Genomic DNA, 22,876 nt, shown 5'->3' on the forward strand with positions numbered 1-22,876 from the left:
GCGTCTGTCAGTGAAACAGGAAAACCTGCCCGCGAGGGTAGGAATCCCCGGTCTTCAGGCCGGGGAGGATGTCAAACAGGACGTGTGTTGTGGCGGTCGAAGCCGCGGGAGATGGGGAAGGATCACGCCATCGCTCCCGTCGGCCGGGTGTGCTGCACGGTGAACCCATGAGCAGTCAGATCTCCGACCGCCGGTCGGTCGAGGGGGCCGGCGCACCGGCGACGACCCTGCTGCCGGTGATCGCCCTCGCGTCGGGGACGACCGCGCTCGTGACGAGCGAGTTCCTTCCCGCAGGTGTGCTGCCGACGATGGCCTCGGACATCGGTGTCAGCGACGGTGTCGCTGGCCTGGCGATCGCGGTCACCGCGATCGCCGGTGCCGTCACCGCCCCCACCGTCGCGCTTGTGCTCCCGCGAACCAGTCGGCGCACGGTGCTCGTCGCGCTCCTGGCCGCCGGAGCGGTCGCCAATCTCGCCGTGTCACTCGCCCCGGACTTCGCCGTCCTGTTGCTGGGACGGCTCCTGCTCGGCATCGCACTCGCCGGCTTCTGGTCCTTCGCCTTCGGGGTGGGGACGACGGTTCTGCCCGGCAGGCCGCGGGTCGTTTCGACCGCGCTCGCGTTCGGGGTGAGCCTCGCGACGGCGCTGGGCGTGCCGCTCGCCGCGCTCGTCGGCAACGGCGTCGGCTGGCGGGCCGCGTTCGCCGGTGCGAGCGCCCTCTGCGTCCTCGCCGCGGTCTGGCTGGCTTGTGTCCTGCCACCGGTTCCGGCGCATCCGTCGGCCGGCCTGCCGATGCTGCGCAGGGCGGTCGGGAACCGGCGGCTCATGGCGGGAATCGGATGCGTCGGCCTGGTCGCGTTCGGGAACTTTGCCAGCTACCCCTACATCAGGCTCGCCATCGAGCGGGTGGGCTCCCAGCACACGACCTGGCTGCTGGTCGCCTGGGGCCTCGGTGGCATGGCGGGCAATGTCCTTGCCGGCGCGTTCGCCGCGAGACTGCGCCTGCTTGCGGCTGCGGCGCCGGTCCTGCTGGGTGCGGGCCTGCTGGTCACCGCCGTGGCAAACTCCTCCAGCCTGCTCGCGATCGGGATCGTGCTGTGGGGTTTCGCGTTCAACATGGTCCCGGTGGCCACGCAGCTGTGGGTCAGCCGGGTCGAGCCAGACAGCGTCGAGTCAGCGGTGTCGCTCCAGGTCACAGCGTTCCAGGTGGCAATCACAGCGGGCGCTGTGGTCGGCGGAGCGCTGCTCGACGCGCGGGGCGCGCAGTTCCCGCTACTCCTGGGTGCCGTAGCAGCACTGGCCGGTGGTGTCGGCTTCGGACTCCTACGCGTGCCACGTCGAGGGGTAGGTCGATGGTGGTGACCGGGCTGCCGAGCGACGGCCCTGGTCGGGCGGCGTGATTCGGGCCGGCCTCACGTCGTGTGCAGCCGTCCGATCGTCGCGATCGTGACGTCGTCCTCCGGGCAGATCCACACAGGGCTGCCGTCGGACCCGACGGCGCGGAGCGGATGACCGCGCGGATGCCGTGGGCAGGTGGGAACGGGCTGGTGGCGAGCTTCGATGAGGATCGCTTGGAGCTGGTCGGCGACCTTCCAGGTGGCGTCGGTCGCGGAGTCGTCGGCGTCCACCGAGAACTCCTCGCTCGATGGTCCCGTACGCACTCGGACCACACCTGCCGGCTCGACCGAGACCGTCTCGTCGGCGTGCGGCCCGAGATCACGCCATATTTCTGCTGTCAGGTCGTGGAGACTCGCCATGTGGGTGCGCCTATCAGACGTAGGTGATGGTGAAGTTGAAGACGAAACCGAGGTTGTAGGTGGCGTTCCCCCGCTTCCAGGTCAGACCCCCGGAAAGCTGGTAGTTGCCCTTGTTGTTGATCTTCTTGTTGCCTGGGAAGGAGGCGTGGAAGCCGTAGCAGGGGCTCACGCCGGTTTTTGAGTAGTGGGTAGCCGGCACCAGCCCGCCGTTGTTGTAGATGTTGGCCACGGCCTGGCCCACGAGCACCCCCCCCTGACAGAGAGCCGAGTTGACATTGTATCGCCAGGAGAAGGTCCCGGGTGACTCGTAGTTGTACGCGGCTTGGAGACTGCCGTTCTTGTCGGACTGGGCGAACGTCCGCGCCTGCGGGGTGAACACCTTGCGGGCGTACGTCGACTGGGCCACCGGCGTCGCCTGGAGAGTGCCGTCGCTTACGGTGAGCTCGGTCGAGAAGGACGTCACGGTCGGTGCGTAGGAGCCGAGTTGCTGCGTGTCGTGGCTGAGTCCGGGGCTGCTGAGAACCACCAGGCAGACGAGTGCTGCCGGCAGCAGGAACGTGCGGGAGTAATGAATGACGCGCATGAGATCGCTTCCCGTTCGGTCGAGGGCGGACGTTGCCCGAAGTAATCTCGGTCGGAGATGGGTGGTTGCGTCTGCACATATTTCGAGGGTGCCGGTTATGCTGGTGTCCTTTCCGGCCCGGGGTGTCTGGACGATGGCGGAGTACGCATGCTCCCTACTGCTCAACCCGCCCCAAGAAAACCACGGAAAAGATGTTCCGGGCAACCGATTTCCTGGTCTTCGGCCGGCGTCGCGTCGAGGTTGCTTCGGGCTGCTCCAGATGCGCGACCAGGGCGCACTGGACGATCAGCCAGGTCCACCGGCCGGGTGCGGTTTCCCGCCCGAGCATTTGCCGGCTCCGCCTCGATCACCAACGGAAGGCGACGCTCGACCGCGGGAAGACCCAGCCGTCGTGGCGCACGGTCACGGGCGGGCGGGCGAGGAGATCAAGAGGGGCGACACGCTGTGTAGCGGTTCGGCGCATTCGATTTTCGGCACGTTCTGCGACCAGGCGTATTACCCTTGCCTTGAAGCAACTATCGGCCGGCCATACGCTCTGTACGTCCACGGTGGTTCCGACACCACGGGCGCGGTCCGGAGCGTGGAGACGATCGCCACCGGTCTGAAGTGGAAGCGCCTGCGTGAGCCCCTGTCGATCGTCGGCGAGGTGGACGCCACGGGCCACGAGGCCTGCTGGGAGCTCGGGGCCACGGTCGCGGCCAGCCTGATGTCCGCGTGACCTGGACCCCTCTGGTCGCCCCCGTCGTCGGCGTGGCTGCTAGGGGGCGAGTTCGTCGATCGTCAGGCCGACGTCGTGGAGAATGCCGCGCAAGGTGCCCTTGGCCAGATCGCGGGTGCCGTGCACCGGGACCGTCGTGCCACGCCCGTCCGGGTGTCGCATGATGTGATGGCTGCCGTTGACCCTCGCCACCTTGAAGCCGTGCCGCTCCAGTGCCTGGACGACTCGGATGCCTCGGACGGAGGGGACCGGAGGCATCAGGCCGCTACGGTGACGGACAGCTCTCGGGGAACCCCGAACTCCTCGATCAGGCCGACAAGCGCCTCGCGCAGGTCGTCCACTGCCTCCTGCTCCGTCGCGCCCTCGCCGTGGGCGCCCACACCGGGACGCAGCTGGGCATGTGCGCACCAGACGCCGTCCTCGTCACACTCGACGGTGATCGGGACGGTGACCGTGGTGGTGCGCGACGCCGCCATGCACCCACGATATCGCGGACGCAGCCTTCAACACTGATCGCTCGCCGCGATCCGCGCTGCTCGCCTGGAACTCGGCGTCACCACCGGGTCGCGGACAGCGTGGCCTGGGGTTGGCTACGATGACCAGGTGTTTGCCGGTTCACCCGGGGACGACGATGTGCCGATGCCTAGTGCGATCGTGGCGGAGTGTCCGTTCTCCTGGTCGGTGGCGGATCGGCTGGCCGAGGCGTCGGCGCGGGCGACGACTGCGCAGCACCGGCGTCGCCTGGCCGATCTCGCGGCAGACGCCCCCGCGGTGGACGTGCTCGTTGTCTGCCAGGGCGATGCCTGTGCCCCGAATACTCTGCTGGGCGAGGACGGACGCTGGTCGGGGCATGTGGACCTCGGCGCGCTGGGGGTGGCGGACCGGTGGGCGGATCTAGCGGTCGCCACCTGGAGCACCGAGTGGAACTACGGCCCCGGCTGGGAGCACGTTCTGTTGGATGCCTATGGTGTCGCGCCGGACGATGACCGGACCGCCTTCTACCGTCGGCTCTGGGAGGTCGGTCCCTGACATGTCGCTGCCAGACCCCGGCGTTGGAAAGGGCCTCCCGTAGGCAGCGGCGACGAGCTCTCGCGACACGTAGTGTGACCGCGCGACGTACACGACTTTCCGCAAGTTCTGCGACCAGATCTACTACCCGGTGCTTGAGGCGACCGTCGGCCGGCCGTATGCGCTGTACGTCCACGGCGGCAGCGACACGACCGGCGCGGTCCGGAGCGTGGAGACGATCGCCACCGGCCTGAAATGGAAGCGCCTGCGCGAGCCCCTGTCGATCGTCGGCGAGGCGGACGCCGCGGTGCGCGAGGCCTGCTGGGAGCTCGGGGCAACGGTCGCCGCCAGCCTGATGCTCACGTGATCTGGACGGGCCAGGACTCAGGGCTCCACCCGCCTGCCCAGGTCCAGTGGCCAGCCGCCCGGAGTCCCTCGGGGCGCGGCGGATCTGGCTGACCATCGGCCCCGATGTTGCCCCCGTGCGTCTGCTTGAGGACCTACGTCCCCAAACGCATCCCGATCGTGCAGCGATCGATGTGGTACGCAAGTCGAGAAGGCTTTGCGGCGGACGTCAGTGCGCCTTCGTGGAGGAGGCCCTCTGGCTGGGCAGGGCTGTCAGATGCGCACGACCGCGATGGTGCGCCCGGTGGGGCTGATGGCGATCTGGGTACCCAGCTCGGTGCTGACGCGTTTGCGTTCGGCGGGTCGCTGATCGAAGATCACGAGGTGGCCGGTGGCCAGTCCGAGGCGTAGCAGGTAGCCGTCGAGCTGGCGGATGCCGGCCTGGGTCGGGTCGGCGTCGCCAGGGCGGTGGGTCTTGACCTCCAGCGCCTCGCGCTGGACAGTAGCCCTGCCGTCGGGCCCGGTGTGGCTCCAGCGGATGAGTAGATCCATGGCGCCGCGGCCCACACCGTACTCGCGGTCAACGAACCCGCTGCCATTGATAGCGCGGTCGAGGTATCCAAGCAGCGTGACGTGGGGGGTCACCTCGCGGTAGGGCTCGTCGGCCGCAAGGACGTCCTCGGTCCGGTGCCAGAACTCGGTGAAACGTTCGAGCAGTCCGGGTAGGTCGAGGCGGCCGTCGGCGAGAACAAACGAACGTGGCTGTGGTGCGCCGGCAACGCCGTCGAACAGTCCATCGGCGAGAACTCGTGTGATCACATTGCGGTATATCGGGTTGGCGATCTCGACCGTCGACGCGGTCCGTCGGACGAGGCCGAGGTCGGTGGTGTAGGCGAGGTCGTCGGAGAAGGGATCGAACCTGACCTCCGTGCCGGCGAGAACTGGTTCGATGATCCGCTGTACGTGGGGGTCACGGAGCCGGTCGAGCAGGGAGTCCAGATGAGTCTCGCGCGCGACGATGAGTCGTTCTTCGGCCTCGTCGACATGGTCGGCAGTGATCGTCGTCGTCGTGGGGATCTTCATGCGATCGACGATCTCGTGGGCGAGCGCGTTGACGAGCCAAGGCTGGCCCATGGTCAGGGCGTAGGCGTATTCCACGGCCTGGAGGGTGAAGTTCTGGCCGGTGTCGGCGGTGTGCTGCTGGTAGAGGGCGCGGACCTCGTTGAGGGTGAAGTCGTTCAGCCGTAGCGAGATCACCTTGATATTGAATGGGCTGGGCGAGGTGAGCCTGGTCGAGTCGCCACCTGACGCGATTTTATAATCGCGGACGTCGCGTAGGCCGCAGAGCGCGATCGAGGAGGGGAAGCCGGAAGGCCGGTCGCGGTAGCCGTCGCGCAGCTGGCCGAGGACGCTGAGCAGGGTCTGTCCGCTCAACGCGTCTATCTCGTCGAGGAACAACACCAGCGGTTTCGGGCATGCCTCGGCCCAGGCGGCAAACGCTTCGGACAGGAGCGCCTCGTCCCAGCTGTCCGGCCATGGTGGCGGACGCAGCTCGGCTGGCAGGTTGGTCCGTGCGGTGCGCCGAGCGCGTCCGAGGATCGCCCGGGTGGCGGCGCCGATGTCATCCGGCCAGGGACGCCCGGCCTCCATCGACAGCACGACCGCCGCGTAGCGACCACTCGCGGTCAGGTCGGTGGCGAGGGCCTGCAGAGCTGTCGTCTTGCCGGTCTGGCGCGGGGCATGCAGGACAAAGTAGTTCTCCCTCGCGACCAGGTCGGGCACCTCGGGGAGCCGTGCGGATGCCGGGATCATGAAGTGCTTGCCTGGTACGCACGGCCCAGCCGTGCCGAACGTGCGAGCCACCGCCCATTCTCCGCCCGTCGGGGTGACGCATGATGTGGAGGCTGCCGTTGGCCCGAGCCGCCTTGAAGCCGTGGCGCTCAAGCGCTCGGACGACGCGGATGCCTCGAGCGGATGGAACCGAAGGCATCAGGCTGCCACAGTGACGGACAACTCCCGGGGAACTCCGAACTCCTCGATCAGGCCGATGAGCGCCTCGCGCAGGTCGTCCAGCGCCTCCTGCTCGGTCGTGCCTTCGCCGTGGGCGCCGACACCTGGACGTAGCTGAGCATCCACGCACCAGACGCCATCCTCGGCACGCTCGACGACGATCGGGACGGTAACCGTGGTGGTGCGTGACGCCGCCATACATCCACACTATCGCGGACGCCGTCCTGGGCCGGATCGCTCGCCGCGGCCCGTGAAGCCGCCAGGACCTCGACGCCACCGCCGCCACGTCAAGCGCTACCGCCGGAGCTAGGAGTATTGCGCGCAGGTCACCCGCATGGAACGGGGACACGGTCGTGATCACGTAGTGGCGGACAGTTCGAGTACCTCCTTCATCTCCTTAATGCCGTGTGCGGTGCGGGCCTCGATCAGGGGCGCCAGGCTGTCGGGGAGGAGGTCCGTGATCCAGCGGAGTCGGCTGTGCCCGTCGCTGTCGGGCAGGACCTGGAAGGACGCGTGGTGGTGACGCAGGGGTGGGCGGGCGCCCTCGATGACCGCGTAGACGAGCCGGCGTTCCTCGTCGTCGACGGTGACGATGAGTTCCCGCACCAGGTGCCCGTCCGGCATGGTCAGTGTTCTGACGTCTCCGTCGAGGCTGACGTTCAGCACGCGTCCCGGTAGTAGCCGTCGATGCACCGCTCCCACGTCGCGCAGCGCGTCCCACACTTCCTCCGCAGGCAGGGCGACAACGACTTCATGCTGGATAGAAGCGATGTTGATCTCCTGTTCAGGGGTGGTGTAGTACAGAGGAAATCCTCGAAAGCATATCGGCCGGCAAGTGTGCGGGGTAACTGGTCAGGTAACGCTTTGATCTTGTTTTAGCTGGTTGCGGGTATCCAGGGGCCGCGAGGCTGATGCCGTAGCTGACCGGAGATCGCTACGTCAACGGCCACCCTCCAACGTCGCGAGCAGGGCGGCCAGCCGGGTGGCGCGGGTCGACGGGTTCGAGGCCGTCAGCCGGCGGTGCAGGTGGGAGTAGCGATCGGCGCCCGGTCAGGGCGACAAATGCGGCGCTGGCCGTGGTGGATGCCGCCAGCGCGGCGGCCAGGTCGTCGGATCTGGGCGTCCGCCGCCCCCGGGTAGGCCCGGTCCCAGCGTCCGCCCGCCTGCGCGCGCTCGACCTCGGCCCGGCCCCGAGGCCGCATCCGGCCCTCGTCGATCAGCCGCGCCGCCAGGGTGGTGTTGCGTTGCGACCACAGTGACGCCTTACGGCATGGGGTGAAGCGGATCTGGAAGGTGGCGGCGTCCCGGCTCTTCTTCTGCCCATCGATCCAGCCGCTGCACAGCGCCTCCTCGAGCGCGAGGTCGTAGCGCAACGATGCCGGCGACGTGGTGCCTTTCTTGGCCAGGACCAGCCAGACGTCGTCGGAGACGTCCTCGTTCGCGTCGAGCCAGGAGCGCCACGCGACGCGGTCGGCGACAGTCAGAATTTCCGGCGCGACGACGGTCCGCCTGTGACCAGGGCGGTACGGGACAAGCCGTCGGTGAGGTACTTCCATGGGTCAGACGGCACGCACCACCCGGAACGCACCCTTCCGCACCTCCTGGCGGGAGGGGGCCTTCGCGGCGGTGATGTCATGGAATACACCGCTTCGGCGGGCGTCGTGTGAGAGCATGGCGCCGAGGAAGTGGGTGTCGGCGCCGTGGTCCGGGCCCGGGCGGGAGCGGGGTGCGCAGGATCCGGCGGCTGGCGTTGTCCGTAGTACGGCGCAGGATGCGCTACAGCATCACAATCATGGGGCTCACCGCGGTCGGGGTAGGAATCCTTCTGTGGGCGAAGGCCACCGATGACACGTTCTTGTCGGACCTGCTGATGAACCTCGGCGCGACCGCCGTCGGCGCGGTCGTCACCGTACTGGTGCTCCAACCGCTGATCGAGCGGGCGCAGACACCCGAGGTCGTCGTGCACCTGACCTTCCCCCAGCGTCGGTTCCTCAACGCGATGTCCGACACCGCCGACGGAATCAAGATCATGGGGGCCTGGCCGTATGGGATGGAGCCGGTGCACCGGAGCGAGTTCCTGGGCGTGATGCACCGGGCCATCGATGCCCGGGTTCTGGTGCAGATTCTCGTCCTGGACCCGTCGAGTGACGCGGCCCGGCAGAGAACCTCCGACATGGGTGGTCGTCACGACGCCCGGGCCGCGATTTTCGGCGTCCTGCTCGCGTTCCACGACTGGTCGGAGACGTTGTCGGTGAGCACCGCGCACACCTTCGAACTGAAGGTCTTCTCCGCGCTTCCGCCGGCCCGGCTGTACCTGGCCGGGAACAAGGCGATCTGTTCGTTCTTCGGCGACTCCGACAACCGCGACGGCAGCAATGTCCGCCATTACGAGACCAGCGTGCTCGGTGGCCTCGGCTTCTACGTCAACGCCGCGTTCGACCAGCTGTGGGACAGCCCGGAAACGATTACTCTCGATGAACACTGGCGTCTCGGCCTGATCGTGGACTGGCCGGCCGCCGCTCCGGCCGACTTCGAGGCCGACCGGCGGTCCGCCTACGTCGTGGACGGCGGCGCGCTGTTTCTCAGCGACCAGCAGCTATTACACGACCTCGCCCAGATCGGTGCCGGCAACACCGGCGGTCGCGCGGAGGTCCCGGTCCGGCTGCCCCGCCGGGTCGTCGGCTTCGACTGGGACGGCCACCGGCCGCTGTGTCTCGCCGCGTTCGACCGCGGTCGCGACCCGCGCGCTGTCGGCGTCACCACCGCGATGGACTCCAAGTACGGCGCCGAAGGCCCGGTCCGTCGCTCCCTGTTGGAGATCCGGCCAGACACCTCTGTGTGATTTGTGGCAGGCCATCAGATCCTCACGGCTGTGACGGGGGCGGTCCGGCGGCACCAGACAGCTCACCCGCGCGGAACCGGCCGCCGACAACCTTCTGGGCGCGGAAGAGGACCGCGGCGAAGGCGAGCAGGCCGAGGGCGCGCAGGTAGACGGTGCCCTCGCGGTGGACCAGCGGGGAGGCCAGCACCGCGCAGGACAGCGCGCCGAGCGCCGGGGCCCAGGTGGGGGCGCGGTAGGCGCCCGGCGGGGCGGGCTCGCGTCGCAGCACCAGCGCGCTGACGTTGACGACGAAGAAGACCAGCAACAGGAGTACGACGGTGGTGTCGGCGAGGCCGGCCAGCTGGCCGGTGCTGGCCAGCGCGACCGCCAGGGCCGTCACGAAACCGATCGCTGTCAGCGGGGTGCGTCGGCCAGGCAGGACCCGGGCGAAGACGGCCGGGATCGAGCCCTGAACGGCCATGCCGTAGACGAGACGGGAGGTCATCACCATGTTCATCAGGGCGGTGTTGGCGACCGCGACCAGCGCGACCGCGGCGAACAGCTTCGACGGCACCGGCACGTCGGAGGCCTTCACCACTTCCAGCAGCGGGGCACCGGAGCCGGCGAGGATGCCGGGATCGACCAGCATCGCGCAGGTGAACGCGACGAACAGGTAGACCGTGCCGGCGATGAACAGGCCGCCGAACAGCGCCCGGGGCAGGTCCCGGCGTGGCCGGCGGGCCTCCTCGACGAGGTTCACCGAGTTCTCGAAGCCGAGCATCGCGTACAACGCGAGTGTCGTGCCCGCGAGCAGGGCGAGCGGGGCGGACCCCTCGGTACGCAGTTCGAAGGCCCGTCCCGGTTCGCCCGCGCCGGTGGCCAGTGCGTCCACGCCGATCCCGACGATCAGCAGCAGTCCGGCCAGTTCGATCACGGTGAGCACCAGGTTCACCCGGGCCGACTCCTCGATCCCACGGGCGTTGAGGACCGCGGTCAGCAGGATGAACACGACCGAGACGACGACCGTCGGAGCCGTCATGAACTCCGCGAGGTATTTGCCCCCGATGGCCCGTGCGGCCGTGGCGGTGGAGGTGATACCGGCGGACAGCACGGTGAAGCCGACCATGAAGGTGAGAAACGGACGGCGGAACGCCTCGTTGGCGTAGAGCGCCGCGCCGGCCGCCCGGGGGTACTTGCCGACAAGCTCGGCGTAGGACGTCCCGGTGAGGAAGGCCAGGGCGAAGGCGATCAGGAACGGTGCCCAGATCATCCCGCCGACGTCGGCGGCGATCTGCCCGGTGAGCGCGTAGATTCCCGATCCGAGAACGTCACCGAGGACGAGAAACAACAGCATCCGCCCACTCAGGACGCGGGCCAGGGCGGGTTGGGTGGCGTGTTCCGTTCGCCCGGTCACCGCCGTCTCGTCCTCGGTCGCGCCGCCCCCGCGGGCCTGGCCGGCTGCCGTCCGGCTGGCAGCGCTCGGACGCCCGTTCATCATGTGGCCGCCCCTGATCCGTGGGCTGGTCGCTGCCCGCCACGCCGTCGGGAGCGCCGGGCCGACAGCCCCCGGGCCGAATACTGACACCGTGGCCGCCAGCTCGCCTGTTGGCGCCCGCCCTGCTCATGCGGCCCTGCTCATGCGGCCCTGCTCATGCGGCCCTGCTCATGCGGCATGGCGCAGACCTGGCAGGAGCAGGCACAGCGCGGCCGCGACGGCGGCCGTGGCGGCGAAGGTGCCCACCGCCCAGGCACCGGACACGTGCTGGACAAGCAGCCCGGCGGTCAGCGGCGCCAGCGCCGCCAACGCGGTCGTCGCCATCACCACGGTGTTGATGACCCGGCCGCGCATCTCCGCCGGGGCGCTGCGCAGCGTCACGGCGAACAGCGCGGCGTTCACGGCCGGCGCGAGCAGCAGCGCGATGGCGATCGGCGCCGCGACCAGCGGCGACGGGAGCAGCGGTGCCGCGGCACCGAACAGCAGGGCCCCGGCCAGGGTGATCGTGGTGGCCAGGGTTCCCAGGCGCAGGCGCCCCTGCAGCCGAGGTGCCAGCAGGGCGCCGAGCAGTCCACCGGTCGCGATGGTCGCCTGGAGCACGCCGATCACCGCGGTGGAGGTGCCATGATGACGCAGCGCGAGCGTGACGGTGAAGATCATGCCGGTGAAGGCGAAGTTCGTCAGGGGTGCCGTTATCGCCACCGCGCGCAGGATCGGCACTCGCCAGACGAACCGCAAGCCGTCGGCCACCTCACGCCACAGAGCCTTGCGCTCGGCCGCGTTCTCCGGGCGGAACTGCCCCGGGATTCTGTTCACCGTGCCGAACGAGACAACGTAGGAGACAGCATTGGCGAGGAACGGGACGGCCTGACCCAGCCCGAAAAGAGCCCCGCCGAGCGCCGGGCCGGCCAGAGCGGCGGTGTAGGTCCTGGCCTCGGTGGCGGCCGAGGCCTGCTCCAGCTGTCGGTCCGGCACGATTCTCGGCAGTGCCCCGGCCGCCGCCGGGTTGAAGATGGCGCCCGCGCCCCCCTCGATCAGGCAGACGACCAGGACGACCGGCCAGGACGCGAGATCGGTCACGATCAGGATGGTGAGCAGGGCCAGCAGGACCGCGCGCATGATGTCGCAGATAATCATCGTCCGCCGCCGGTCGAACCGGTCGGAGAGCGCCCCGGCGGGTAGCTGCAGGCACAGCAGTGTGATTGCCCGCGACGTCCCCACCACTCCGGCGAGCACCGCCGAGTGGGTCAGCGCCAGAACAAGCAGCGGGTAGGCGAGCAAGCCGATCCCCGAGCCGGTGTCGGAGAGCAGCTGGCCGATCCACAGCATACGGAAGCCCTCGTTGTGCCGGAGGGGAACCTCCTGTTGCGCATCGGCAGTTGTCTCGGTTCCCGCGGCGTCGCTCACCGGCGGAATTGTATGCGCCACCATCTCAACGCCGAGGTCGCGTCAACCGTGTGCGGGCTTGCTCTCGGAAAGAAAATCATCGGGTTTCACGGCGAGCGGATGGTGGCTGACCACGCCCGCCCGCGGATCACGGTCGGAACGTGCCGGCCGCCGATTCTGGCTACGCTGTGTCAGTGGGATCGGTCCGGTAAAGCGGAACCAACGGCCCTGGAGAACGCCTTTCCGCCGCGGCCGCCCAGGAACGCCTGAATATCGTGGTGCCTGCCTGGGCGCGGGCTGGCCACCGCGATGGCACTGGTTGGAGGCCGACGATCAGGGCGCTACAGAATGCTGCTCGCGCAGGGAGAAGCCCCGCGGCCGGCACGTGACGGGTGCCCGATCTACCAGGGGACGCGCCCGTGGCGGTCGAAGAAGCCGCCGGTTGGCCCGTCCGCCCCCAGCGTCGCCAGCCACACAATGATCTCCGCGCCCTCCTCGACGGTCTGGTGCCCCGAACGGCCGTTGAGATCGGTCGCCGTGTAACCAGGGTCGGCCGCGTTCACCTTCATCCCGGGAAGGACCTTCGAGTACTGGGTTGTGATCATGTTCAGTGCGGCCTTCGAGGACGGGTAGACCAGACTGTGGATGCTCGACTCCAACCGCTGCGGGTCCGTGGTGACGGTCAGGGAGCCCATTCCGCTGGACACCATCACGATCCGGGGGAGTCCCGATCGGGCAAGCAGCGGAAGGAAGGCCTGCGTCACCCGCACCGGGCCGAACACGTTCGTCTCGTAGCAGGACCGGAAGTCCTCCGGCCGGACCTCGGGAACCGGGACCCGCGCCCCGATGATCCCGGCGTTGTTCACGAGCACGTCAAGACGGCCGAACTCGGCGTCGATCTCGGCGGCGGCCTTCCCGACAGCCTCGTCGGAGGTGACGTCGACGGCGACCCAACGGGCATCGATGCCGGCCGCGGCCAGCGTGGCCGTGGCTGCCCTGCCGCGCTCAGGGTCACGCGTTCCCAGCAGGACCGTGGCGCCCGCCTCGCCGAGCCGGCGTGCCGTCTCGTAGCCCAGTCCCTTGTTCGCCCCGGTAACCAAAACGATGTCGGTCATGGGTTCACTGTGTGGCAGGACGCGGAACCCAGCCAGGGACCGTTCAGCCTGGGACCGACGATCCCAGGCAGCGGATCGCGGGGAGATCTGAGGGTGGGGTGCATGCTGGAAACCATGGACCGCGCCGAACTCGCAGCCATGCTCAGGACGTGGCGTGCCCGGCTCACCCCGGACGAGGTCGGGCTGCCCCAGGGGCCACGCCGACGCACCCCAGGGCTGCGGCGGGAGGAGGTGGCGCTGCTCGCCGGCATCTCGCCCGACTACCTGGTCCGGCTCGAGCAGGGCCGCGGTCCGCATCCGTCCGGGTCGGTGCTGACCGCGCTCGGCCGGGCGCTGCGCCTTGACGAGGGCGAGCGCGACCATCTGTTCGACCTGGCGGGCGCCCACCCGCCGCGTGCCGGCCGCATCGACGGCACCGTCCGACCCAGCGTTCTGCGACTGATCGGCAGGCTGTCCGATCCGGCGATCCTGTGCGACGCGAAGGGCGAGACCATCGCCTGGAATCCGCTCGCGGTGGCCCTGCTCGGCGACTTCACGACCTGGCCATCCGGGCACCGTAACGTGGCCTGGTGGCGGTTTACCGGCCCACCCGGCCGGTTGGTCCGCACCCCGGAGGAAGAAGACGCCTGGGCCGACGAGATCGTGGCTGACCTGCGTGTCGCTGCGGCCCGCTACCCTGGGGACGCGGGTGTTCGCAGCCTGATCGCCGACCTGCGCCGGATCAGCCCGGACTTCGAGCGGCGCTGGCAGCAGCGCGGCGCCGCCCAGCGCCGCAGCGCGCGTAAGCGGATCGCCCATCCCGCGGTCGGGCTGGTGGAGGTCGACTGCGACGTGCTGCATCTGCCCGAGGCTGACCAGCGGCTCGTCGTCTACACGGCCGAGCCGGGGAGCCCGGCCGCGGCAGCGCTCGACCTGCTCCGCGTCCTCGACTCCCAGCAGGCACCGCAGCCGGCCGGCACTGGCTCCGGCGGGTAGTCCGGCGGGTAGTACGGGGCCGCCTGCCCGGCCGGGTGACCCTGCCGGCGCGTGCCATGAAGGCGGGCAGCGTGTTCGATCGCCGGACCGGTCCTTGGTCAGGGTGGACAGATCATCGTGACGGCCTCGCAGTACGTGTTCTGCGTGATTTTCCAGCCGGTCGGAGTACGGACTGCCTCACCGCCGAAGACCCTTGTGCTTGCGGATGGCCCGCCCGAGTATGCCTGCAGCCGGGGGTCGCTGAAGGTCAGGGACAGCTGGATGTCGACGCGGTCGGTGGCCCGGGGTGCGGTGGCGAGCAGCCTGACATGGGCCGTGCTCGCGAAACCCGGGAAGGCGGCGGCGAACGTCGTCCTGGCCGCGATGAGTGCGGCTGCATTGGGGGCGTCGACGGCGCCGATGGCCTCGGCCGCGGGAACCCCGGCTCGCAGTGCCCGGCTCGCCGCGGCCTGGACCGCCGCGTCGAGATCCGGGGTGGCCGGCGGCGCGGTGGCGACGACCAGCCTGTCGGTAACCCGGCGGATCTCATCGAAGGTGATCGGCGTACCGCCCTCCACGGTGAGGACCAGGCCTTCACGCTCGATCCAGGTGAAGCCGAACTCCGCCTTGGCGGCGTTGCCTCGCTGGATCGCCGAATGACCGCGCACGGTGGTACGGGAATAGGAGTCGAAACTGGAGCCGCCGGCCCGAGCACGCTCCGCGACCTCGTCGAGGGTCCCGGTCGGCCCCCACTCCGCACGCAAGGACACGAAGCCGACCGGCCCGTCGGTCGTCGAGAAGTCGGCCCGGTACGAACGGACGCCGGACCGGGTGTCCCGCGGGTCGGTCGCGATGCCTACCGACGTACCGCCCGGCGTCAGCCCGGTGGGCAGCCAGGGGATGGTGACGCCGCCGATCACCGGTCCGGACACGCCCGGGGCTGCTGTCGGGGGCCTGGCGATGGGCACGCCGACGGGATGGGCAGCGGCCGCCGCCGAACTCGCTGCGGGCGCAACACCGTCACCGCCGCCGACGTGCAGCAGCAGACCCGCCGGGACGAGAAAGACCAGGACCGCGAGGGCCGCCGCGGCCACGGTGAGCCGGGCGCGCCGCCGGCGCCGACAACGCTCCCGAGTGGCGTCGGCGAGGCCGCTGCCGATGGTGATTCCGGCAGTGAGGGCGCGCAGTTCGCGGGCGACGGCCTGTTCGAACGGCGAGGTGGGGGTTGTCGTCACCGGATGCTCCTGGTCGCGGCCGTCGGGTGATCGCCGCCGACGGCGGTGACGCGGCTGTGGGAGGAGGTCACAGCCCGGCCGGAGGCCTTGCGGCTGGCGCCGGGGTCCGCCGCCGGGTCTGCCTGGGCCGCGGCGTCATCGTCCGGTGGCAGCGACAGATGGGTGCTCTCCCGCAGCCGGGCGAGGCCGCGTGAGGCGTGGCTTTTCACCGAACCGACGGAGCAGCCGAGCGCCGTGGCGACCTCGGCCTCCGGCAGGTCGTCCAGGTAGCGCAGCACGATGACCGCGCGCTGCCTGGGTGGCAGTGCCTGCAGCGCGCGGATCAGCCCATCACGTTGCGACAACACCTCGGCGTGGTCGGCGATGCGGGCATCGGCTGTCCACGCGTCGTCGGTGAGCAGCGGGACCTCATGGAAACGCCGACGCCGCCACCGGCTGGTCGCCGCGTTCACCAGAGCTCGGCGGATGTACGCCTCGGGTGCCTGCGCGCCAATCCGATGCCAGTGGCGGTACGTACGTTCCAGTGCTCCCTGCAGCAGGTCCTCGGCGGCGCCGCGGTCTCCCGTCAGCAGCACGGCGCAACGCAGCAGCCGCTGCGCCGTGCGCTCGACGAACTCCTCGAACGCCCGTTCCTCGTCGTCGCGCAACCCTCGCTGCCTTCCCACTCAGGCACTCTCGCCTCCGATCCGTCGGCGGCGCACAAGGCCGCCGTTCGTGTTCGGGGTTCTGAACGCCTGCGCACGCCCGAAAGGTTGAGTCCCGGACGAAACCGGGTCGGGTCGTTCACCACTGGCCCGAAAGGGAAGCATCTGCCGCCGTGTGCCCGCAGGGGAGGAGGCCTCTGCGTGAGTCGCTGTCGGTCGTTGGCGAGGTGGACGCCGTGGCACGGCGGAGCCTGCTCGGAACTCGACGCCGCTACCGCTGCCAGCCTGGTCTGTGCCCGTCGCCGTCGAGGCTGACGCCCAGCGCCCGTCCCGGTAGCAGCCGCCGCTGCACCGCTCCCACGTGACGCAGAGCGTTCCACACCTGCTCCGCGGGCAGGGCGACAACGACTTCATGCCTGATAGAAGCCATGTTGACCTTCTGTTCAGGGGTGGTGTCGTGCACGGAAACCAGGATGTGCAAGATAATCAACGATGTTGACGGGGACGTCCTTTTTGATCTTGATGGACGAGGTGTGCCGCGCACTGAAAGTCTCGGGGCCGGGGTCCGTCACCGGGCCATCGCCCGGACTTTGCCTTTTCGACGAATGCGAGGGGCACCGGACGCCGTCGGACGTCGACGACAAAATGCGCTGGTGACGGGCCTGGTGGTCCCGGACACCAACATGCTGCTCAATCTTTATCGCTACTAGCCGAGGGAGCCCGCCGCCCGCGTGGACCGGGTCAGCGGGAGGGCAGGCCCAGCCTTGTCAGGATTTCGCGCAGGCGGTGGCGGCCCGCCATCGACTCCGGGCCCGCCAGCCGGGCGAGGACCCGGTCGCTCCAGGCGCCGTCCAGGCCAAAACGCGTGTTGTAGGCGGACAGTCGCTGGTCATACGCGATCTCCTCGGGGCGGTTGCGGACCGCGCCGACGAACACGGTGCCCAGGCCCAGCGACTCGGCGGCGATGACGGCGTTCTGCGCGGCCAGGGCGGTGTCGACGAAACCGACGATGGTGGTCTCCAGGTAGTCGACCGAGGCCACTTGGGTTCCGGCCCGTTCGGCGAGTCGGTGGACCCGGCTGAGGTCGGCGATCCAGACCAGGAACAGCGGGGCCCGCGCGATGAACTGCTGGTTGCCGGCGAGCGTGGCCAGGCGGGCCTTGCGCTCGGGGTCGCGCACCGCGATCACACTCCACACCTGCAGGTTGGAGGAGGTCGAGGCGGACTGTGCGGCCGTGACCAGCGCGGCCAGCTCGTCCTCACTGACGTCGCGCGGACCGAAGCTGCGTACCGAACGGTGCGCGAGCTGCACCCGCAGGACGTCGTTGAGCAGGTCGAGGGTCGCGGCGGGATCCCCGTAACGGGCGACGACAGGCATCACACGAGGACCTCACACCTGTCAGCGTTTTGTCAATCGTGATGGTGAAGAATATTCACCCGACTGCGTGCGATGCCACCTCCGCCACCGGTTCGCTCAGCGCGCGGTCACGGCGCAGGGACAGCGCCGTTGAGACGGAGCCGTAGGCGGCACGTCGTGCCCTGCGTGACACGTCGGCGCCCCCGGCTCATGGCTGACTTCAGGCGAGGGCGGCCAGTGCCTTGTCGGCGTGCGTGTTCATGTTCAGTTCGCTGGCGATGGCCTCGATGATGACCTGGTCGGTACCGATCACGAAGGTGGCGCGCTTGACTCGCAGCAGGTCGATCGGCCGCTTCACGCCGAACGCCCGCGACACGGTGCCGTCGGCGTCCGACAGCAGCGGGTAGTCGAAGGAGTGCTTGTCGGAGAACTCCTTCTGCTTGGCCACGGTGTCGGTGCTGATGCCGATCCGCTGCGCACCGACCTTGGCGAACTCGGCCGCGAGGTCCCGGAAGTGACAGCTCTCCGCGGTGCAGCCCTTGGTCATCGCCGCCGGGTAGAAGAACAGAACGACCGGACCCGCCGCCAGGAGGGTGGAAAGTCGGCGCGGAGTGTTGGTCTCGTCCGGGAGCTCGAATTCCGGTGCGATGTCGCCAACACGTAGCATCTGTGTGCTCCTCACCTCGGCTGGACTACCGGCACCGCCTTGGCCACCAGGGCCGTCGACGCGACGGTGTGTATTCGACACTATCCCGGCCCGGTGGCGGTCTGCACGAAATGAGCGGTCGGCGGCGACGGATGATCAGCGTGCGTCGGACGGTGCGGTCAGCGGCCCAGGGCGGTGGCCGGTAGTTCGAGGACTTCCTTCATCTCCTTGATGCCGTGCGCGGTGCGGGCTTCGATCGGGCCTGCCAGGCTGGCCGGCAGGACGTCGGTGATCCAGCGGAGTCGGCTGCGCCCGTCCTCGCCGGGCAGGACCTGGAAGGACGCCTGGTGGTGGCGCAGGGGCGGTCGGGCTCCCTCGATGACCGCGTAGTGGAAGAAGTTTTCGGGGAACGGGTCGAATCCGACCTTGGTGGCGGCGGGGCATCGACTAATGAGGTGCCTTTCCGAGGGCGGGTTACCGGCCTGCGGAACCGCTCCGTGAAGGACGGAGTGGTTCACCGGGCAGGTCTGTCCCCACCGTGGTCAGAGGCATGTGGAGGATGCGGGATTCGTAGTGGTGGCAGCCGTCAGGTGGGGAGTCACGGTGGTGGGAGAGCACGTGCTCGAGGTAATCGCTGGCGGCGTTCATGCGTTCAGCCTGGCGGCGTAGGGTATCGACGCGTTCCTGGACGATGTGGGCCCAGCCTCGGGTGGCGGCGGGGCCGGCGAGAATGTCACCGATCTCTTCGAGGCTCATCAGCCCGGTGCGCTGCCAGTACTGGATGATGGCCAGCCGGCGGATCTCGGCCGGCCCGTACCAGCGTCGCCCGGACCGCCGGGAGACGGGCTGCACCAGGCCTCGCTCCTCGTAGTAACGGATTGCCGAGGCGCGCACCCCGAGCCGACGGGCCACTTCATCGATGGGGATCGGATCGGTTTCTTTTTCGCTGGCTGCCTGAGTCTGCATGTCACTGTCGTTCATGGCTGGCCAAGTCTTGCACCCGAACCACTTGTGTTCAAGCCGGCTTGAACATGCAAGATCGCACCATGGTCGGAGTCCAGTCGACAGCCCGAGGGCCGTGCCCGAGCCGTGTGGTCGCCACTGCTCCGGTGGCAGCCGCTGCAGGGTCGAGGAAGCGGAGGACACCGCTGGTCCCGCGGGGTGTCGTCCCGGCTGGTCACGGGTAGGGGGCCGGTGCCCGCCATGATCCGGCGCCGCTCCCCGAGCCGGCTGAGTGGACTGTGTCGGGGCCTGCTGATCGACGTCGGACCGTTACGCCGATCCAGGGGTCTTCGGGTGCTGGTCGCCGGCCAGGCGGTCTCGGTGCTCGGCACCCAGATGACCACGGTGGCTGTCTCGTACCAGGTCTACACGCTGACTGGATCGTCGCTCGAGGTCGGTCTGGTCTCGCTCGCCGCCCTTGGACCGCTGCTCGCCGGGGCGCTCATCGGCGGGACGATCGTGGACTACGCCGATCGGCGTCGCCTCCTCGTCGCCGTCTCGGCGGTCATGGCCGCGCTCAGCGCCGGTCTTGCCCTCAACGCGTCGTCCCGGCCTGCGCTGTGGCCGCTGTTCGTCTGCCCCGTGCTGGCTGGCGGGCTCGGCACCTTCGAGGACTCGGCCATCGGCGCGGTGGTCTCCAACCTGGTACGCCGCCGCGACGTGCCGGCAGCCAGCGCCCTGTTCCAGGCGGTTTTCCACGTCGGCCTCATCGTCGGCCCCGCGCTTGCCGGCCTGCTGCTCGCCGGGGCCGGCGTCCGCTTCGTGTACTGGACCGACACCGCCACCTTCGCCGCGGCCGCGCTCGCCGCGCTGGCGATCAGTCCCCAGCCCCCGACCGGTGACGGTCAACGCCCCGGCCTGCGTTCGCTCGCGCAGGGCATCCGCTTTGTCCGGGGACGCCAGGTCATCCAGGGAGCTCTCCTGATCGACCTCGGCGCCACCGTCTTCGGTCTGCCCCGAGCCCTGTTCCCCGCCCTGGCCACCACGGTCTTCGGGGGCGGCGGCGCCACTGTCGGCCTTCTCTACGCCGCCCCCGGGGTCGGCGCGCTTGTCGGCGCGCTCACCACCGGCTGGGTCAGCCGCGTCCAACGCCAGGGCCGAGCGGTGGCTGTCTCGGTGATCGTGTGGGGTCTTGCCATCGCTGGCTTCGGACTTGTCACCTGGCTCCCTGCTGCCCTGGCCCTCCTTGCCGTGGCCGGTTGGGCCGACGTCATCTCTGCCGTGTTCCGCTCCACCATCCTTCAGCTCTCGACTCCCGACGCCTTGCGAGGCCGGCTCACCGGCCTTCAGATCTCGGTCGTCACCGGCGGACCGCGTCTCGGCGACCTCGAGGCCGGCACCGTCGCCTCCGTGCTCGGCGACGCCACCTCCGTCGTCTCCGGCGGCCTCGCCTGCACAGCCACCGCCCTGCTGCTCTTCGTGTTTCTCCCCGACTTTCGCCGTCAACATCGGGAACTCCCACTCGTCGGCCCGACCCAGGCCGACATCAGGAAGCCGGTCACCCGCACGACCGACTTACCAGGGTGACCATGGATGTTCCCTCGTCGCCGTTCCAGATCGGTCGGCGGTGGACAGCGGTCAGCCTGGCCTGGCCAGGTTTGAGCCCACAGCTCGTTGTTTACGGGAACAGCGGTTCCGTATATAAGGAGGCATGGCGATGCCACGGGGTCGACCGCGGGAGGCCGTGGTCGATGTGCGGCTGCTCGAGGCGGTGCGCACGCTGCTGGCTGACACCGACTACGCCGACGTCTCGATCGCGCGGATCAGTGGCCTGGCGGGTGCCGGCCGCGCTGCGATCTACCGGCGCTGGTCCTCCAAGCCAGAGCTGGTGTTCGCCGCCGTCGTGCATGGGACTGAGCTGGACGCCCGGCGTTTTGACCAGGGTGGCCTCGCCACCGATCTGCACGCCCTCGTCGAGCACGTCGTGGCCCTGCTGGACACGCCGGTCGCGCGCAACGCCCTGCCCGGTCTCGTCGCGGACCTGCAGACCACCCCGGAGGTCCGCCGCCGGTTCCAGGCCCGGTTCATCAGAGCCGAGCGCGACCTGATCGCCAGCATTCTCTCCCGGGCCCGGTCTCGCGGCGAGCTCCGGACCGGTCAGCCGATCGGGGCGCCTGAGGTCCACGCGCACCTGCTTGGAATGGTCTGGGCCGAGCTGTTCCTCGTCACCGACAGCCCGGTGGCAGGCGATGTCGTTGACCGGGTCTTCCGGTCGGTCCTTTCCACGCTGAGCCTTCCCGACCACCGCGGGCCTGCGCGGCAGGGCCCACAACCAGGCCAGCAAACAGAGGATTCCTACTGATGGTCACGGAGCTGCGAGTGCCCACGCTTCTTGAGACGACGATGCCGGTGTACCACTTCCGCGAACGGCATTCGCGGGTACTTCCCGCCGATCCTCGCCATGTCTGGGACGCCCTCACCGGACTGACGCTGGATCAGCTTGCGGTCGCAAGACCCCTGGTCATCCTGCGGCACCTCGGCTCACGAGAGATGCCCACAGCCCGGCCCCTGCTGACGGAGGGGCCCATCACCCTGGTCGCCGTCCAGGCGCCGCATTACGCTCTCGGTGCGTCCATCGCACGTCCGTGGCAGCGTACTTCGAGCCGCGTCGAGGTCTCCTCGATCGAGGACTTCACCGCCTTCGACGATGCTGGCTGGGTCAAGTACCTCACCGACTTCCACGTTCGCTCCGGCCCGGCGGGCACCATCCTGAGCACGGAGACCCGGGGATATCCGACGGACCGGGCCACCCGTATCAGGTTCGCCCTCTACTGGGCGGCCATCCGCGCCGGCAGTGGCCTGGTCCGCCGAGACATCCTGGCGACTGTCGACCGCCTCAGCAGGACCGCCGCCACCAGCAGGACCGCGGCCATGGTGACCAGACCGGACTCGCCGGCCACGTAGCTGAGCGCCACCGGTGACGTTGTCAGCGTGGTCGTGGCGGCGGCGTCGATGACCGTGTTGACGGCGTTGTGCGCGATCGCGACCGGCCAGACGCTCGCGCCGCGCTCCCACAGCCAGGCGTAGAAGACGCCGGCGGCGGTGATCGTGACCACCACGATCGGGACGACCAGCCACGGGCTGCCGACTGAGTCGTAGCTGGAGGTCAGGGTGATCAGGGGGACGTGGAACAGACCGTGGAGCAGACCGGTGAGGACGGCGGCCCGCCGCGGTGAGGTCACCTCGCGCAGGCGGGGCAGCAGGAATCCCCGCCAGCCGATCTCCTCGCCGAGGATGACCACGGAGAACACCACGCCCCCGAAGAGCAGGTCGGGTCCGATCTGGCCGAGATCATGGAAGGTGACCAGCCCGAACATCCAGGCGACCAGGTAGGGGAGTGTGATGATCAGCGCCGGGACGAGGATCGCGGCCGGCCACCAGCGCACTCCCGCCCGTCGCAGGCCGACGCCGGCCCAGCTCGCCCGCCGCTGGCCGCGGGGCGTCACGGTCAGGGTCACCGCGACGACGGCGAGCACCGGTACCAGGATCGACAGCAGCGGGGCGGCGGGGCTGGAACTGCCCCGGAAGGCGAGTCCGATGCCGGTCTCGGCCCCCAGAGCCAGCACGGTGTAGGCCGCCGCCTGGCGCAGCGCCGTCCGGCGGGCGGACGTGGCCGCTCGCGGCCTGGGCGTATCCGGCTCGGACCCGACCGTGAACGAGTCGGGCGCGGGTCGGACGACGGGGATGGCGGCGGGCGGGAGCGCGGTGGCGGGCATGGGGACCTCCGGGTCGATGCGGCCGCTGTCCGGCCGGTCACCACATGATCAGCGCGGCGGGCCGGTCGGCACATCGGGCGGCGGTC

Annotated in this window: 25 protein-coding genes and 3 pseudogenes; 9 read left to right on the forward strand and 19 right to left on the reverse strand. The window is 69.5% G+C overall.

Annotated elements, in window-relative coordinates; all coding sequences use genetic code 11:
• Positions 1–167: 167 nt before the first annotated feature.
• Positions 168–1,361 carry an MFS transporter gene (locus MXD61_RS18350; RefSeq protein ID WP_248814706.1) on the forward strand — a complete coding sequence of 398 codons (1,194 nt, stop codon included), beginning with the start codon at positions 168–170 and terminating at the stop codon, positions 1,359–1,361.
• 50 nt (positions 1,362–1,411) lie between these two features.
• Here MXD61_RS18350 and MXD61_RS18355 read toward each other — a convergent pair whose 3' ends face one another.
• A complete protein-coding gene (locus MXD61_RS18355) occupies positions 1,412–1,756 on the reverse strand; it encodes a hypothetical protein (RefSeq protein ID WP_248814707.1) in 345 nt (114 codons plus the stop codon).
• A gap of 13 nt (positions 1,757–1,769) precedes the next feature.
• Entirely contained in the window at positions 1,770–2,339 is a 570-nt protein-coding gene (locus tag MXD61_RS18360) for a hypothetical protein (protein WP_248814708.1), read from the reverse strand.
• A gap of 391 nt (positions 2,340–2,730) precedes the next feature.
• Here MXD61_RS18360 and MXD61_RS18365 point away from each other — a divergent pair, with 391 nt between their 5' ends.
• Positions 2,731–3,057, forward strand: a complete 327-nt coding sequence (locus MXD61_RS18365; RefSeq protein ID WP_248814709.1) for a flavodoxin — start codon at positions 2,731–2,733, stop codon at positions 3,055–3,057.
• 39 nt (positions 3,058–3,096) lie between these two features.
• Here the strand turns inward: MXD61_RS18365 and MXD61_RS18370 are convergent, their stop codons facing one another.
• Both MXD61_RS18370 and MXD61_RS18375 read right to left on the reverse strand, forming a co-directional pair.
• Positions 3,097–3,315: a type II toxin-antitoxin system HicA family toxin gene (locus tag MXD61_RS18370; RefSeq protein ID WP_248814710.1), complete on the reverse strand. Its 219-nt coding sequence runs from the start codon at positions 3,313–3,315 to the stop codon at positions 3,097–3,099.
• The gene (locus tag MXD61_RS18375; RefSeq protein WP_248814711.1) at positions 3,315–3,533 is read right to left on the reverse strand and encodes a type II toxin-antitoxin system HicB family antitoxin; all 219 of its coding nucleotides are present in this window, start codon (positions 3,531–3,533) and stop codon (positions 3,315–3,317) included. Before MXD61_RS18375 ends, MXD61_RS18370 begins: the two co-directional genes overlap by 1 nt.
• Before the next feature lie 178 nt (positions 3,534–3,711).
• Here MXD61_RS18375 and MXD61_RS18380 point away from each other — a divergent pair.
• A pseudogene (locus tag MXD61_RS18380) lies at positions 3,712–4,086 on the forward strand (phosphotransferase); the annotation flags it as partial.
• Positions 4,087–4,216: 130 nt separating this feature from the next.
• Entirely contained in the window at positions 4,217–4,432 is a 216-nt protein-coding gene (locus tag MXD61_RS18385) for a flavodoxin (protein ID WP_248814713.1), read from the forward strand.
• 251 nt (positions 4,433–4,683) lie between these two features.
• On the opposite strand, the gene MXD61_RS18390 is transcribed toward MXD61_RS18385, so the two are convergent.
• The 4 genes and pseudogenes from MXD61_RS18390 to MXD61_RS18405 all read right to left on the reverse strand — a co-directional run bounded on the left by MXD61_RS18390 (position 4,684) and on the right by MXD61_RS18405 (position 7,976).
• Positions 4,684–6,273, reverse strand: a complete 1,590-nt coding sequence (locus tag MXD61_RS18390) for an ATP-binding protein (RefSeq protein ID WP_248814714.1) — start codon at positions 6,271–6,273, stop codon at positions 4,684–4,686.
• 126 nt (positions 6,274–6,399) lie between these two features.
• Positions 6,400–6,618, reverse strand: coding sequence for a type II toxin-antitoxin system HicB family antitoxin (locus MXD61_RS18395; protein ID WP_248814715.1), 219 nt, complete (start codon positions 6,616–6,618; stop codon positions 6,400–6,402).
• A gap of 159 nt (positions 6,619–6,777) precedes the next feature.
• Positions 6,778–7,143 (reverse strand): SRPBCC family protein, encoded by a 366-nt coding sequence (locus MXD61_RS18400; protein WP_248814716.1) that lies wholly within the window; start codon positions 7,141–7,143, stop codon positions 6,778–6,780.
• A gap of 216 nt (positions 7,144–7,359) precedes the next feature.
• A pseudogene (locus MXD61_RS18405) lies at positions 7,360–7,976 on the reverse strand (YdeI family protein).
• A 236-nt stretch (positions 7,977–8,212) separates the two neighbouring features.
• Here MXD61_RS18405 and MXD61_RS18410 point away from each other — a divergent pair.
• Entirely contained in the window at positions 8,213–9,262 is a 1,050-nt protein-coding gene (locus MXD61_RS18410) for a hypothetical protein (protein WP_248814718.1), read from the forward strand.
• A gap of 22 nt (positions 9,263–9,284) precedes the next feature.
• On the opposite strand, the gene MXD61_RS18415 is transcribed toward MXD61_RS18410, so the two are convergent.
• The 3 genes from MXD61_RS18415 to MXD61_RS18425 all read right to left on the reverse strand — a co-directional run bounded on the left by MXD61_RS18415 (position 9,285) and on the right by MXD61_RS18425 (position 13,237).
• Complete coding sequence (locus MXD61_RS18415) at positions 9,285–10,655, reverse strand: APC family permease (RefSeq protein ID WP_248814719.1); 1,371 nt, start codon at positions 10,653–10,655, stop codon at positions 9,285–9,287.
• Between the two features lie 249 nt (positions 10,656–10,904).
• Complete coding sequence (locus MXD61_RS18420) at positions 10,905–12,143, reverse strand: MFS transporter (RefSeq protein WP_248814720.1); 1,239 nt, start codon at positions 12,141–12,143, stop codon at positions 10,905–10,907.
• 380 nt (positions 12,144–12,523) lie between these two features.
• Positions 12,524–13,237, reverse strand: coding sequence for an SDR family oxidoreductase (locus MXD61_RS18425; RefSeq protein WP_248814721.1), 714 nt, complete (start codon positions 13,235–13,237; stop codon positions 12,524–12,526).
• A gap of 102 nt (positions 13,238–13,339) precedes the next feature.
• On the opposite strand from MXD61_RS18425, the gene MXD61_RS18430 reads away from it, so the two are divergent.
• Positions 13,340–14,212 (forward strand): helix-turn-helix transcriptional regulator, encoded by an 873-nt coding sequence (locus tag MXD61_RS18430; protein ID WP_248814722.1) that lies wholly within the window; start codon positions 13,340–13,342, stop codon positions 14,210–14,212.
• A gap of 98 nt (positions 14,213–14,310) precedes the next feature.
• Here MXD61_RS18430 and MXD61_RS18435 read toward each other — a convergent pair whose 3' ends face one another.
• From MXD61_RS18435 to MXD61_RS18465, 7 genes are all read right to left on the reverse strand, one after another.
• Positions 14,311–15,426, reverse strand: coding sequence for a hypothetical protein (locus MXD61_RS18435; RefSeq protein WP_248814723.1), 1,116 nt, complete (start codon positions 15,424–15,426; stop codon positions 14,311–14,313).
• Entirely contained in the window at positions 15,423–16,073 is a 651-nt protein-coding gene (locus MXD61_RS18440) for a SigE family RNA polymerase sigma factor (protein WP_248814798.1), read from the reverse strand. Before MXD61_RS18440 ends, MXD61_RS18435 begins: the two co-directional genes overlap by 4 nt.
• Before the next feature lie 268 nt (positions 16,074–16,341).
• A complete protein-coding gene (locus MXD61_RS18445) occupies positions 16,342–16,500 on the reverse strand; it encodes a hypothetical protein (protein WP_248814724.1) in 159 nt (52 codons plus the stop codon).
• A gap of 311 nt (positions 16,501–16,811) precedes the next feature.
• Positions 16,812–17,447, reverse strand: coding sequence for a nitroreductase family protein (locus MXD61_RS18450; RefSeq protein WP_248814725.1), 636 nt, complete (start codon positions 17,445–17,447; stop codon positions 16,812–16,814).
• 199 nt (positions 17,448–17,646) lie between these two features.
• Positions 17,647–18,093, reverse strand: a complete 447-nt coding sequence (locus MXD61_RS18455) for a peroxiredoxin (RefSeq protein ID WP_248814726.1) — start codon at positions 18,091–18,093, stop codon at positions 17,647–17,649.
• 158 nt (positions 18,094–18,251) lie between these two features.
• A complete protein-coding gene (locus MXD61_RS18460) occupies positions 18,252–18,590 on the reverse strand; it encodes a hypothetical protein (RefSeq protein ID WP_248814727.1) in 339 nt (112 codons plus the stop codon).
• Positions 18,547–19,053 (reverse strand): MerR family transcriptional regulator, encoded by a 507-nt coding sequence (locus MXD61_RS18465; RefSeq protein ID WP_248814728.1) that lies wholly within the window; start codon positions 19,051–19,053, stop codon positions 18,547–18,549. Before MXD61_RS18465 ends, MXD61_RS18460 begins: the two co-directional genes overlap by 44 nt.
• Before the next feature lie 222 nt (positions 19,054–19,275).
• Between MXD61_RS18465 and MXD61_RS18470 the strand changes: the two genes are divergently transcribed.
• The 3 genes from MXD61_RS18470 (at position 19,276) to MXD61_RS18480 (ending at position 21,978) form a co-directional block, all read left to right on the forward strand.
• A complete protein-coding gene (locus MXD61_RS18470) occupies positions 19,276–20,601 on the forward strand; it encodes an MFS transporter (RefSeq protein WP_285223317.1) in 1,326 nt (441 codons plus the stop codon).
• Between the two features lie 130 nt (positions 20,602–20,731).
• Positions 20,732–21,376, forward strand: coding sequence for a TetR/AcrR family transcriptional regulator (locus tag MXD61_RS18475; RefSeq protein WP_248814730.1), 645 nt, complete (start codon positions 20,732–20,734; stop codon positions 21,374–21,376).
• Positions 21,376–21,978 carry a hypothetical protein gene (locus MXD61_RS18480; protein WP_248814731.1) on the forward strand — a complete coding sequence of 201 codons (603 nt, stop codon included), beginning with the start codon at positions 21,376–21,378 and terminating at the stop codon, positions 21,976–21,978. The genes MXD61_RS18475 and MXD61_RS18480 overlap by 1 nt, the downstream gene beginning before the upstream one ends.
• A 62-nt stretch (positions 21,979–22,040) precedes the next feature.
• Here the strand turns inward: MXD61_RS18480 and MXD61_RS28525 are convergent.
• Positions 22,041–22,790 (reverse strand): annotated as a pseudogene (locus MXD61_RS28525) (CPBP family intramembrane glutamic endopeptidase); the annotation flags it as partial.
• Between the last annotated feature and the right edge of the window lie 86 nt (positions 22,791–22,876).

It is taken from the genome of Frankia sp. AgPm24 (genome assembly GCF_023243055.1).
GTDB classification, from domain to species: domain Bacteria; phylum Actinomycetota; class Actinomycetes; order Frankiales; family Frankiaceae; genus Frankia; species Frankia umida.

What these genes read in the sequence shown, in the direction of transcription:
- MXD61_RS18360 (WP_248814708.1), bottom strand. Translation starts at nt 2,339, where the DNA reads ATGCGCGTCATTCATTACTCCCGCACGTTCCTGCTGCCGGCAGCACTC.
- MXD61_RS18430 (WP_248814722.1), top strand. Translation starts at nt 13,340, where the DNA reads ATGCTGGAAACCATGGACCGCGCCGAACTCGCAGCCATGCTCAGGACG.
- MXD61_RS18450 (WP_248814725.1), bottom strand. Translation starts at nt 17,447, where the DNA reads ATGCCTGTCGTCGCCCGTTACGGGGATCCCGCCGCGACCCTCGACCTG.
- MXD61_RS18350 (WP_248814706.1), top strand. Translation starts at nt 168, where the DNA reads ATGAGCAGTCAGATCTCCGACCGCCGGTCGGTCGAGGGGGCCGGCGCA.
- MXD61_RS18470 (WP_285223317.1), top strand. Translation starts at nt 19,276, where the DNA reads ATGATCCGGCGCCGCTCCCCGAGCCGGCTGAGTGGACTGTGTCGGGGC.
- MXD61_RS18355 (WP_248814707.1), bottom strand. Translation starts at nt 1,756, where the DNA reads ATGGCGAGTCTCCACGACCTGACAGCAGAAATATGGCGTGATCTCGGG.
- MXD61_RS18410 (WP_248814718.1), top strand. Translation starts at nt 8,213, where the DNA reads ATGGGGCTCACCGCGGTCGGGGTAGGAATCCTTCTGTGGGCGAAGGCC.
- MXD61_RS18370 (WP_248814710.1), bottom strand. Translation starts at nt 3,315, where the DNA reads ATGCCTCCGGTCCCCTCCGTCCGAGGCATCCGAGTCGTCCAGGCACTG.
- MXD61_RS18445 (WP_248814724.1), bottom strand. Translation starts at nt 16,500, where the DNA reads ATGGCTTCTATCAGGCATGAAGTCGTTGTCGCCCTGCCCGCGGAGCAG.
- MXD61_RS18375 (WP_248814711.1), bottom strand. Translation starts at nt 3,533, where the DNA reads ATGGCGGCGTCGCGCACCACCACGGTCACCGTCCCGATCACCGTCGAG.
- MXD61_RS18425 (WP_248814721.1), bottom strand. Translation starts at nt 13,237, where the DNA reads ATGACCGACATCGTTTTGGTTACCGGGGCGAACAAGGGACTGGGCTAC.
- MXD61_RS18465 (WP_248814728.1), bottom strand. Translation starts at nt 19,053, where the DNA reads ATGAACGACAGTGACATGCAGACTCAGGCAGCCAGCGAAAAAGAAACC.
- MXD61_RS18455 (WP_248814726.1), bottom strand. Translation starts at nt 18,093, where the DNA reads ATGCTACGTGTTGGCGACATCGCACCGGAATTCGAGCTCCCGGACGAG.
- MXD61_RS18395 (WP_248814715.1), bottom strand. Translation starts at nt 6,618, where the DNA reads ATGGCGGCGTCACGCACCACCACGGTTACCGTCCCGATCGTCGTCGAG.
- MXD61_RS18475 (WP_248814730.1), top strand. Translation starts at nt 20,732, where the DNA reads ATGCCACGGGGTCGACCGCGGGAGGCCGTGGTCGATGTGCGGCTGCTC.
- MXD61_RS18480 (WP_248814731.1), top strand. Translation starts at nt 21,376, where the DNA reads ATGGTCACGGAGCTGCGAGTGCCCACGCTTCTTGAGACGACGATGCCG.